The 11,240-nt window shown below is 66.3% G+C and carries 11 protein-coding genes; 1 reads left to right on the top strand and 10 read right to left on the bottom strand.

Annotated features, from left to right (window positions below):
• Positions 1-189: 189 nt before the first annotated feature.
• The 8 genes from bla to ABIE62_RS10645 form a co-directional block, all read right to left on the bottom strand.
• On the bottom strand, positions 190-1,122 hold the full coding sequence (gene bla, locus ABIE62_RS10680) for a class A beta-lactamase (protein WP_354325899.1): 933 nt from the start codon (positions 1,120-1,122) through the stop codon (positions 190-192).
• Complete coding sequence (locus ABIE62_RS10675; protein ID WP_354325898.1) at positions 1,119-2,054, bottom strand: RDD family protein; 936 nt, start codon at positions 2,052-2,054, stop codon at positions 1,119-1,121. The genes bla and ABIE62_RS10675 overlap by 4 nt, the downstream gene beginning before the upstream one ends.
• Entirely contained in the window at positions 2,051-3,118 is a 1,068-nt protein-coding gene (locus tag ABIE62_RS10670; RefSeq protein ID WP_354325896.1) for a stage II sporulation protein M, read from the bottom strand. The genes ABIE62_RS10675 and ABIE62_RS10670 overlap by 4 nt, the downstream gene beginning before the upstream one ends.
• A 7-nt stretch (positions 3,119-3,125) precedes the next feature.
• Entirely contained in the window at positions 3,126-4,484 is a 1,359-nt protein-coding gene (locus ABIE62_RS10665) for a DUF58 domain-containing protein (protein ID WP_354325894.1), read from the bottom strand.
• A gap of 3 nt (positions 4,485-4,487) precedes the next feature.
• Positions 4,488-5,450 (bottom strand): AAA family ATPase, encoded by a 963-nt coding sequence (locus tag ABIE62_RS10660; protein ID WP_454184746.1) that lies wholly within the window; start codon positions 5,448-5,450, stop codon positions 4,488-4,490.
• The gene (locus tag ABIE62_RS10655) at positions 5,447-6,742 is read right to left on the bottom strand and encodes a DUF4350 domain-containing protein (protein ID WP_354325892.1); all 1,296 of its coding nucleotides are present in this window, start codon (positions 6,740-6,742) and stop codon (positions 5,447-5,449) included. Before ABIE62_RS10655 ends, ABIE62_RS10660 begins: the two co-directional genes overlap by 4 nt.
• A complete protein-coding gene (locus ABIE62_RS10650) occupies positions 6,739-7,437 on the bottom strand; it encodes a hypothetical protein (RefSeq protein WP_354325891.1) in 699 nt (232 codons plus the stop codon). The genes ABIE62_RS10655 and ABIE62_RS10650 overlap by 4 nt, the downstream gene beginning before the upstream one ends.
• A gap of 61 nt (positions 7,438-7,498) precedes the next feature.
• The gene (locus tag ABIE62_RS10645) at positions 7,499-8,392 is read right to left on the bottom strand and encodes a prephenate dehydratase (protein ID WP_354325889.1); all 894 of its coding nucleotides are present in this window, start codon (positions 8,390-8,392) and stop codon (positions 7,499-7,501) included.
• Between the two features lie 120 nt (positions 8,393-8,512).
• Here ABIE62_RS10645 and ABIE62_RS10640 point away from each other — a divergent pair, with 120 nt between their 5' ends.
• Positions 8,513-9,199, top strand: a complete 687-nt coding sequence (locus ABIE62_RS10640; protein ID WP_354325887.1) for a c-type cytochrome — start codon at positions 8,513-8,515, stop codon at positions 9,197-9,199.
• Between the two features lie 46 nt (positions 9,200-9,245).
• On the opposite strand, the gene ABIE62_RS10635 is transcribed toward ABIE62_RS10640, so the two are convergent.
• Positions 9,246-9,905 (bottom strand): RlmE family RNA methyltransferase, encoded by a 660-nt coding sequence (locus ABIE62_RS10635; RefSeq protein ID WP_354325885.1) that lies wholly within the window; start codon positions 9,903-9,905, stop codon positions 9,246-9,248.
• Positions 9,902-11,137 (bottom strand): Ppx/GppA phosphatase family protein, encoded by a 1,236-nt coding sequence (locus ABIE62_RS10630; RefSeq protein ID WP_354325883.1) that lies wholly within the window; start codon positions 11,135-11,137, stop codon positions 9,902-9,904. The genes ABIE62_RS10635 and ABIE62_RS10630 overlap by 4 nt, the downstream gene beginning before the upstream one ends.
• Positions 11,138-11,240: the final 103 nt, after the last annotated feature.

The following is an 11,240-nucleotide window of genomic DNA, read 5'->3' as shown; positions in this document are numbered from 1 at the left end:
GGGGCGGTCGGGGGGGGGGTGGGGGGGGGGTGGGGCCGGGGCCCCCCCCCCCCCCCCCCTGCCCCCCCCCCCCCCCCCCGCGGGGGGGGGGGGGGGGGGGGCCCCCCGCGAGGCCGCAGGCTTCGCTTGTGTCCACTGACGTGGTGCCCCCTCCCCCCGACCCCCTCCCGCAAGGGGAGGGGGAGAAGCTCAATACAATTTCCCCACCAGCGGCAACCCGCGTTCCGGTTCGGCGAATTCCTTGATCACCTTGCCCACGCGCGACAGCGCCAGTTCGGCGGTTGGATCAATTCGGTCATGAACGCCGCGCGCTGTGAAATAGGCCGCGAAGGTGATCGGAGGTTCGCCCTTCGGCCCCTCGGCAATCCCGATATCGACATAGAGGCTGCCCATTCCCGGCGCGAGCGAGGTGCCGGTCTTGTCGCCCGCAATCCAGCCTTCGGGCAGGCCAGCGCGCACCCGGCGTAGCCCGGTCTGGGTGGCGATCAGCCATTGGCGCAGCTGGGCGCGGGCGGGCTGGGGCAAAACCTCGCCATAAACCAGCTTCGCCACGGTGCGTGCCATGGCGGCAGGGGTGGTGGTGTCGCGAAATTCGGCGGCGGGGACAAAGTTCAGTTCCGGCTCGATGCGGTCAAGCCGGCTCACATCGTCCCCGATGCTGCGCCAGAACGCGGTCAGCGCCGCCGGGCCGCCCAGTTCGCGCAGCAGGATATTGGCCGCCGGGTTGTCCCCGGTGATCTGCGTCGCTTCGGCGAGTTCGCGCAAGGTGGCCCCGGCGGTGATCCGTTCGCGGGTGAAGGGTGCATGGGCGATCATGTCCGCCTCGCCCCACGTCACGCGGCGGTCGGCGTCAATCGTCCCTGCCGCATGACGCGCAAGCACCATTGCCGCCAGCGAAAGCTTGAACGAGGAGGCATGGCCGAACCGCCGATCCCGGTTGATCCCGACCGATTGGCCGCTGGCTGTATTGTAGATTTCCACGCCAAGCGTGCCGCCCGCCGCAGCCTCGATCAGGCGCAATTCCGCCGCCAGCCTGCCGGTCGGGCTCTGATCGGGGGGAATGCAAGCTGCCGCGCCCAATGCCAGTGATCCGCCAATGAAAAACCGCCTGTCGATCATCATGAAAACTTGTCCGCCTTGCGTTTGCCGAAGCGCATGTCGCCTTCGAGCTTGGCGCGCAATTGCGCATAGAAGGATTCGAGGAACGCCCGTTCGTCGCCCGCCCCCGGTTCCCATCCGATCTTGCGGCAGATGGCGGTGTGCACCGCTGCCAAGGCATCGGGCTGGGCGTCGCGCAGCATCCGTTCGAGCGTCTGGAGTTCCTTCTCGCCATAGACCGCCAGTTCCGCCTCACCAAAGGCATAGCGCACGCCGGTTATATCGCTGGCCCCGCGTGCGCCTGCTGCGCCTTGGGCGCTCAGCACATCGGCCAGCTTGGCGCGCGGGCGTTCGACCACCCACGTGCCCGCGATGATGTCACCCGCGCGCAGGGCATCGCGGTTGAAGAACGGGAATAGCAGGAACAGCGCAAACCATGCGGTCATCACCCAGCCGAGCGGGCCCGCATCCTCGTTCGCGTCGCTCATCACCGCCAGCACCAGCAGCGCGATCAGCGGATAGAAAACCTCGATATCGCGCAGCAGATTGCGGGCGATCACCGCTTCGGGGGTCAGCCTGCCGCCGCCGCGCGCCGCCACGCGGATGCCGGTGATGCGTTTGCCCAAAGTCGCGCCGCGCGGGCCGAGTTCCTGCACCAGAAAATAGCCATACCAGGTAAAAAAACCGATCAGCGCCAGCAGGATCTGCATGAATTCCTGCGCCCCGTGCGGCGCGGCGGCGGGATCCAGGCCGGTGCCGTCGAGCAGTCCGCGCGCGATCCACAACAGCGCGAGGTAAAACGCCAGCAGCCCGAACATGATGATCATCACATCAAGGATCAGCGCGCCCGCCCGGCTGCCGCGCGATGCCAGCATGATCGGCAGCACGATCCCTTCGGGCGTCACCAGCGTCCGCGCACGCTTATCGGTGTTGGGGGCGCGGGCGACGACGCTCATCCCGCGCTCTCGGCGATGCGGCGCGGGCGGTAGAGGACAAAATAGGATAGCCAGAAGATCAGCATCGCCCCTCCGATCATAAAGCGGCTGCCAGCGCCATCGACCAGCTGGCGCGGAAACGCTTCGAGGAAAGCGGCGACGATCATCATGATCACCACGCCCACCATCACCACCGCGCCGCGCCGCCCGGCCTCGGCTGCGGCGTCAAGCACCGGGCGCGTGCCGGGAAAGGCCATCGCCCGCCCGATATGCAGCCCCGCCGCGCCTGCCAGCAGAATGCCCAGCAGTTCGGTGGTGCCGTGCACGCTGAGCCATGCGGCCAGTTCCACCAGCAGGCCCTGGCTCGCAAACAGCCACAACAGCGCGCCCAGCATCGCGGTGTTGTGCACCAGCAGCATCAGCGACGGGATGCCGAAGGCAAACCCCAGCGCGAAGGCGAGGATGGAAACGGCGGAATTATTGCTGAACAATTGCGCGGCGAAGGAAGACAGGCCGACCGCGTTTTCCTCTGTGGCGAGCGTTGCCAGCAATTGTTCGCGGCTGGCCCCCGGCACGCGGGTATCGGCCAGCCCGCCGGGGACGAGCCGGTAATACCATTCCTCGTTCTGGGCGACCAGTAGCCAGCCGACCACGGTGCCGGATACCATCACGAACAGCGCGATGCAGATATCCAGCCAGATTTCGCGCACCGCACGGCTCCATCCGCCAAGCAGGAAATCGCGCAGCCAGCGCGCAAACCCCTGACGCGGGCCGTAAACCTGAAACCACGCGCGCTGCACCAGCGCTTCGAGATAGGCGAGGGTCGCCGCGTCGAGCGAGGTTTCGCGCGCCACCGCAAGGCTGGATGCGGCGGTGCGATAGAGCGTGGGCAGCGCCAGCAGGTCATCATCCGCGATGCGCCGCAGCCCGCCGCGCTCCATCCGGTTGATGATCGCCTCCAGCCGCCGCCAATCGCCCTCACGCTCCAGCCGGAACCGGTCGGAACGCAGCGTCGCGCTGGCAATATCGGGCGGCGCGGCGAGCTGTCCGCGCCCGAACCATGACGAGATGATCGGTGTCTTCATCCGCCCCTCACCCGATCGCCTCGCTCGCGCGGATCGCGAAATAGCGATCGATCAGGCGCGGGCCGATGGCGTCCCACGGGGCTTCGATCACGTCGATCCCCATGCGCCGCAATCGTTGCAACACCAGCTTGCGTTGCTGCGCCAGCGTATCGGCGGTGACAGAGCGGGCGAGCGTGGCGATATCGCCGGGGCGCGCGGCGATCAGCCGTTCGATCTCGCTATCAGCAATGGTGACGAACAGCACCAGATGCTTGTCTACCAGCCGCCCCAGGCTTTCAACCATCAGTTCGGCCGAGGTGGGATCGGTGAAATCGGAAAACAGCACCACCAGCGAACGGCGTTTGAGTTTGGAGGTGAGAGTTGCCAGCGCGAGCGTGAAATTGGGTTCGACCGCCTGATAATCCAGCCCCGCAGCCGCGCTTTGCAAGCGGTGGAACGCGCGCGCATCGCCGATGAAGGGGGTCATGATCTGCGGAGCTTGCGCAAACCCGAACAGCGCGCATTTGTCCCCGCCCTTCAGCACGACATAGGCGCAGGTCAGCGCGGCGGAAACCGCCCGGTCGATGCGCGGCAACCCGTCCACAGGCTCGCACATCGCCTGTCCGCAATCAAACGCGAAGACGATCTGGTTGTTGCGCTCGCTCTCGTTCTCGCGCGCGAACAGCCGGGTGTGGCGCGCGCTGGCTTTCCAGTCGATGCGGCGGCGATCCATGCCGGGTTCGTATTCTGACAGAGCCTCGAACTGCGTGCCTTCGCCCCGGATGCGGCGGTTGATGAGGCCAAGTTGGGCATTGCGCAGGAAGGTCTGCAATTCGGGCGAGCGCACCGGCGAAAGATCGGGCCAGATCCGCACCACCTGTTCAAGCGGGTGGCTGACCTGCCGCGCGCCGAGGCCCAGCGGCCCCTCCCACCGCAGCCACGCGCGGGTGACGGGGGCGGTGCCGCGCCGGGTGGGCGTGACAGTCGTTTCCCCGCGCCATCCGGGAGCATCGGGCAGGGTTGCAAGATCGGTGGTGATCCGCCCGCCGGGGGCCAGCCGCGCATCGCAGGCCACCGCCGCAGCAACCCCGGTGCGCCGCCCGCTGGTAAAGCGCGCGGTGACGGTGATCGTCGCAGGCTGGCCGACCTCGACATCGACGGGCGTTTCGACATCCCAAACCGCGCAGCGGCCCGCCAGCAGCGCATCGGCCACCACCAGCGCCAGCAACACGGCCCCCGCCAGCGGGGCGATCACCCATGCGCCGGGAGAAGCTGCCGCGATCACCAGCGCGACGGGCGCAAGGCCGGCAAACACCCACGCCGCACGCTCGGTCGGCACCAGCGGCAGCGGCGGCAGGTTTACGCGGGGGAGGGCGAGGCGCGTCATTGCCTATCGGGGTGCCTGCGTGGCTTCGACCAGTTCGGCCACCAGCGCCTCCATATCGCGCCCCTCGATCTCGGCAGCGGGGCTGAGCGTCAGGCGGTGGCGCAGCACTGGCACGGCCAATGCCTTTACATCATCGGGGATGACATATTCGCGCCCCTCCAACGCAGCGCGCGCGCGGGCGGCCCCTGCCAGCAGCACTGCCGCGCGGGGGGATGCGCCAACGATCAGTTCAGCGTGTTCGCGGGTGGCGCGGATCAGGCGCACAACATAGCGGGTAATGTCATCGGCCACCGTCACTTGTGACAAAGCTGCGCTGGCAGCGATCAATCCAGCGGCGTTGGTGACAGCCGCCACCCCCAGATCGGTGGGCCGCTGCGGGCCGGCCCGCTGGCCATAAGTCGCCACGATCCGCGCTTCTTCATCTTCCGCCGGATAGGGCACCAGCAGTTTGAACAGGAAGCGGTCAAGCTGAGCTTCGGGCAGCGGATAGACGCCTTGGTTTTCAATCGGGTTCTGGGTTGCGATCACCATGAACCGTTCGGGCAGGTGATGGGTTTCCCCGTCCAGCGTGACGCGGCGTTCCTGCATCGCTTCAAGCAGCGCGGCCTGCGTCTTGGGCGGGGTGCGGTTGATTTCATCGGCCAACAGAAGATCGCAGAAAATCGGCCCGCGGGTCAGGGTGAACTGGCTGGTCTGGAAGTTGAACAGGTTCGACCCCAGAATGTCCCCCGGTAGCATATCGGGTGTGAACTGGATGCGCCCGAAATCCAGCCCCAGCGCTGTGGAAAAGGCATTGGCGAGGAAGGTCTTGGCGGTGCCCGGCGGGCCTTCGATCAAGACGTGGCCTTCGGAGAGCATGGCGGTCAGCAGCATGTCGACCATGGCTTCCTGCCCGACAATCGCCTTGGCGACTTCGGCACGGATCGCGTCGGCAAGGGTGCGGACGTCGGTGAGGGGCATGGTCATCGGGTTGTTGTCCCTGTGATAGATTGGTGTGATAGCTTGGTGGCGAGGTCATCAAGCGCCTGCGCGGCGCTGAGAGTATCGGCGGGCCGCGTCGCAGCCTCAAGCCGGGCGGCGCGGCGGCTGAACGGTTCTTCTTGCGGCAGGCGGCGCGCAAGCGCGGCGTCAATCGCGGCGGCATCCGCGCGGGCAAGGCCGAGCCGTTCTGCCACACGCCGCGCCGATAATGCTGCATAGGGCGCGGCCAGCAAGGGCAGGCGGCGCGCGCGCAGGATCAGGTTTGCGCCGTTGGCGATCAACCGCTGCTTGCCGAACGCTATGGCGGGGCCGCTGGCGCTGGCCGCCGGGCCAAACCGCTGGAACGCGCGCCAGCCGACGATCAGCAGCGCCATCAGCAGGCACAAGGTCGCGGCGAGGAACGGCGGGCGGAACGCCAGCGTCAGCAGGTTTTCCGACGCGCCGAATCCATTGAGGGTCAGGTCAAATGTCACCCCCGTGATGTCGCGATCATAGGTTGCTTCATCCACCAGCGCGATGGCGGCCGTGGCGCGCGCGGCATCGCCCAGCCCGTAATTGTTCATCAGATCGGCATCGGTGACAAAGACCGTCCAATGGGCGTCTTCATAGTAATCGGTATCGGGTTCACCGATCACTTTGATAGCAAGGGCATGGCCCGCGGCATCAGCGATCAGGGTTTCGTGCTGCGGATCATCTTCTGCGTAGAGGATCGTGCGGGTCGGCAGCTTGCCTTCCACTCCGAATCCGTCCCAGCCGGGCACCTCGTCCTTCTGCAACGTCTCTTTCACGTGGGTGAAGGCGTAGGGCGCGGGCAGTTCGGCTGTCCAGTCCACCGCATCGGCCCCGGTCAGCACCACCCATCCGGGCTTGAACCTATCGCGCGCTTCGGCGGGCAGCGTGGGCGGCGGCAGCGCGGCGTCCCACTTGGGCAGGATCACCAGCGTCGGGCCGATATACTCGCGGCGTTGAAGCAGTTCGGCGAATTCATCGGCGTCGACGAAAGGGGGCGGGGTCAGCACCAGCAGGCCATCGGTTTCCAGCCCCGCCGGACTGCGTGACCGGTTAACCTCATAACCGTCCGCCTCAAGCATCTGAACTAGGCCGGCATAGCCGTTCAGCCCGTTGGCGGCGGCATGGCCCCCGCCATTATTGCGGTTCCCGCCAAACTCTTCGCCCGCAGCGATCAGGTAGATGAGCGCGAGGAACACCGCAAAGCCCACCGCCACCAGTGCCAGCGCGCCCGCGCGCGAAAAGGTGGCGGGCCCCGCCTGGTTCATGCCGCGCCGCCTGCGGTATTCAGGCGGGCGAGCGCGAATTCGGCATAGGCCGCGCGCGCTGCCTCCCAATCGGGCCGGTCGAGCGTGCGCAGTGCGAACAGGCTGCGTTCAACCCTTCCGGCAATCACCCCGAACGCGGTGCGTGCGGCATCGGGCAGGGCGGGCAGTGCGGCGAGTTCGCGCGCGGTGCTCGATGGATCGACCCAGTCGGGACGGGCATCGGCAATATGGCCGACGCTGCGCAGCAGCAGCAGGTGGGTTGCCTCGTCAAACCGGCCCTCAGCGGCGAGCCGATCGGCATCTTCGAGCAGCGCGAGCGTGGCGGCGCGATCGGGCTGCCATTCCTCCGCGTCTTGCGCCGTTTTGCGCGGGCGGCGGAAGCCTGCGCCGGGGCCGAACATCCGCACCAGCATCACCAGCGCAAATCCGATAGCAGCGGCCAGCAGCGCCCATTGCAACCACCACCACGATGCGCCGAGCAACTGGCCTAGCGGCGCGAACAGGTCTGCCAGCCAGCCGAACAGATCGTCCAGAACGCGTTCGAACCAGCCCGGCTGGCGCGGCGGGATTTCGGGGATCGTGACCGGGGCGAATTGCAGATCGCCGTCATTGCGAATGTCAGCCCAACCGGCAGGGGCCGATACGCCGGAAACCGCTGTTGATTCAGTAGGGATGGTCGGGGCGGATGCGGTCATGCGCGGCAGGTGGTGGCATGGCACCCGCGCGGGCGCAACCGGGAAACGTTCCCGGCGCGGCTCACCCGCGTGGGCGGGCCTGTGCGTAGCTGCCCAGAATGCGCAGTTCCTTGGAATGGAACGCGCATTCTTCCAGCGCCCGATCCACCGCCGGATCGCCCGGCGCACCGATAATGTCGGCGTAAAATGCGCTGGCGGCAAAGCTGGTGCCGTGCTGGTAGCTTTCCAGCTTGGTCATGTTGACCCCGTTGGTGGCAAACCCGCCCAGCGCCTTGTAAAGCGCGGCAGGGATATTCTTCACTTCAAAGATGAAGGTCGTCATCACCGGCTTGCCCGCTAATGCCGCTGGCGTGATCGGTTCGCGGGCGAGGATGACGAAGCGGGTCATGTTGTCGGCGCTGTCCTCGACATTGCGCTCGATAATTTCCAGCCCGTAAAGTTCGGCGGCGATGGCGGGGGCAATCGCGGCAATGGTGGGATCGCCGCGTTCCGCCACATAGGCGGCAGCGCCTGCGGTATCGGCATGGCTCAGGGGCACGATCCCGCGCGCCCGCAGGAAATGGCGCGATTGGCCGAGCGCCTGCGGGTGGCTGTATGCTGCCTCGAACGGGCCTGATCCCAGCGCCATCAGCGCGTGATTGATCGGCATGAAATATTCAGCGACGATGTGCAGCCCGCTTTCGGGCAGCAGGAAGTGGATATCGGCCACACGCCCGTGCTGTGAATTTTCGATCGGGATGATCGCCTCACCCGCGCGGCCATCTTTCACCGCGTCGAGCGCGTCTTCAAAACTGAAGCACGGCAGCGGCAGGGCATCGGGGCGGGCTTCGGTTGCGGCGCGGTGCGAATTGGCGCCGGGCGAACCTTGGAACGCAATCGCCCGCGCAGAATCGGCGGCGGCGGCGGCGCGCATCCGGTCGACAAGCGCAAGTGCAGGGGCAGGGAAAGATCGCATCTTGGGGCAGGCTGCTAGAGCGGCGCGGCGTGATCGGCAAGCCTGCTTGCAAAAGCAACGAGGATAGATGCCACGATCAGTCTTGCGCGAGCGCGTGGGCGACACTATGGGCCTGCCGTGATGACACAGGACAATTCTTCGCAAGATGGTGCCGCAGGCCAGAATGGTGGCGGCGATCTGTTCAACACTGCCGCAGGCTGGGTGCTATTTGCCGCCGGTCTGGGATTGGGTCTTGCGATCCTCTCGGGCAAGTATTTCCACGGCGACAAGCCGCAACGGCCCGAACAGCTCGGCTATGTGATCGAAGGCGTAGCGGACGAAGGCGCTGGCCCGGCGGAAGTCACAATCGCCGAAGTGCTGAACACGATTCCTACCGCAGAACTGATCGCGGCAGGTGAAAAAGCCTATGCCAAGTGCCAGAGCTGTCACACGATTGATGCGGGCGGTGCCAATGGGGTCGGCCCCAACCTTTCCGGGTCAATGGGCGGTGCGGTCGCGGCCCATGCCGGGTTTGCTTACAGCGCGGAATTGAAGGCGCTGGGCGGTCAGTGGGATTGGGACAAGATGGACGCGTGGCTGAAAAGCCCCAAGTCTTATGTTCCGGGCACCAAGATGAGCTTTGCCGGCCTTTCGAAGGTTGAAGATCGCGCGGCAATGGCGGCCTATCTCAACTCCAAGGGCGCGAATCTGCCCCTGCCCGCGTTTACGCCCCCAGCGGCTGAAGCGCCGGTTGATGAGGGTGATGCGGCTGCGGTTGAAGGTGAAGTGCCTGCGGCCCCCGAAGGCGAAGTCGCACCCGCCGCTTAAGCAACCGACTGTTCAAGAGCGAGCGTGGCGGCGCGCGCGATTGAACCTAACCCTTGAACCCTTGGGCAATCACATACCATTCCGACGATCCCTTGCGGCTCGCCGGGGGTTTGGCGTGCTTGACCACGGTGAAATGCTTTTTGAGCAGCGCCAGCAGATCAGCATCGGTTCCGCCCGCCAGCACCTTGGCCACAAATGCGCCGCCGGGGGCAAGGTTTTCGGTCGCGAACCACGCCGCCGCCTCAACCAGACCCATCGTGCGCAGATGATCGGTCTGCTTGTGGCCGACGGTGTTGGCCGCCATGTCCGACAGGATCAGATCGGGCGCGCCGCCCAAGGCTTCGGTCAGTGCGGCGGGGGCGGTATCGGCCATGAAATCCATCTCGAAAATGGTCACGCCCTCCAGCGGTTCGACCGGTAACAGGTCGATGCCCACCACCTCGGCGCGCGGCGCCTTGGCCCGCACCACCTGGCTCCACCCGCCCGGCGCAATCCCCAGATCGACCACCCGGGCCGCGCCTTTGAGCAGGTTGAAACGCTCGTCCAACTCGATCAGCTTATACGCCGCACGGCTGCGATAACCTTCGGCCTTGGCCTGCCGCACGTAAGGATCATTGAGCTGGCGTTCGAGCCAGCGCACCTGCGATGCGGTGCGGCCTTTGGCGGTCTTCACCCGCTTGGACGGCGTCTTGCTGGCGCGGGTCATTGCGCGCTGCGACCAGAGCGTTGCTTGTGCAACTGGCGCAAGGTGCGTTCGGACTGATGCTGCGAGGCCATGATGCTTCTGAGGATTCCTTCGCGGATGCCGCGATCCGCCACCCCCAGCCGCCGCGCGGGCCACAGGTCGAGGATTGCTTCGAGGATCGCGCAGCCTGCCACGACCAGATCGGCGCGGTCCTGCCCGATGCACGGCAGATTGCTGCGTTCATAAGGTGTCATCGCCGATAGCCGCGCGCTGATATCGCGCATCGCGGGCGCAGGCACGATCAGCCCGTCGACCGCCTTGCGATCATAGCTCGGCAGTTCAAGATAGAGGCTGGCGAGCGTCGTCACCGTGCCGCTGGTGCCCAGCAGGCGGATATCGTCATGCTGGGCGGCCTGGGCAACGCGGGCGGCAAAAGGCGCGAAGCTATCGGACACCATGCGCCGCATCGCCGCATAACGGGCGGCGCGCGCAGGCTCGCTATCCTCGCTCCGGCCCACCGTGTCGGTAAGCGAGACAACGCCCCACGGCACGCTATGCCAATCAAGGATGCGCGGCACCCGGCTCGCTTCCATGCCGCCCGGTTCCACCAGCACCAACTCGGTCGATCCGCCGCCAATGTCGAAAATCACCGCCGGGCCATCGCCCGATTCGAGCAGGATGTGGCACCCCAGCACCGCCAGCCGCGCCTCTTCCTCGGCGCTGATGATGTCGAGCGCGATGCCGGTTTCACGCCGGACACGTTCGATGAATTCATACCCGTTTTCCGCGCGGCGGCAGGCCTCGGTCGCCACTGACCGCGCGAGGCGGACGTTGCGGCGTTGCAGTTTATCCGCGCAGATCGTCAGCGCGGCGAGGGTGCGATCCATCGCCTTATCCGACAACCGCCCGCTGGCCGCCAGGCCTTCGCCCAGCTTTACCACGCGGCTGAAGGCGTCGATCACGGTGAAATCCCGGCCCGATGGGCGCGCGATCAGCAGGCGGCAATTATTGGTGCCAAGGTCCAGCGCGGCATAGGCTTCGCCGTGGGCGTTACCGCGTGCTGTGCCGATGGTGGAAAGGTCGGGCGCGGTGCGTGATTGGCGCGCTTCGCCGCTGCCCCGGCCATCACGGCCAGTCTTGCGGCAATCTTGCTGAGGGGGGCGTTTGTAGCGAAAATCAGCTACTTTCCCGGACTTGCCGCCCCGTTTTGTCCCAGCCTTCGAATTCCTGTCCGGCGGGAGAAATTCCGCCATGATCGTGCAACTTTCATATCACTGCCCGCACGTTTCGGCGGGCAGCACTTGGGGCCAAGCTAACCCAAGCACTGCGCAAGAGCAAGCAACGCCGCGCTTGACC

Source organism: Porphyrobacter sp. MBR-155, from assembly GCF_040547625.1.
GTDB lineage: Bacteria > Pseudomonadota > Alphaproteobacteria > Sphingomonadales > Sphingomonadaceae > Erythrobacter.
Note: the sequence above shows the minus strand (reverse complement) of the source record. Positions and strands in the feature narration are given on the sequence as shown.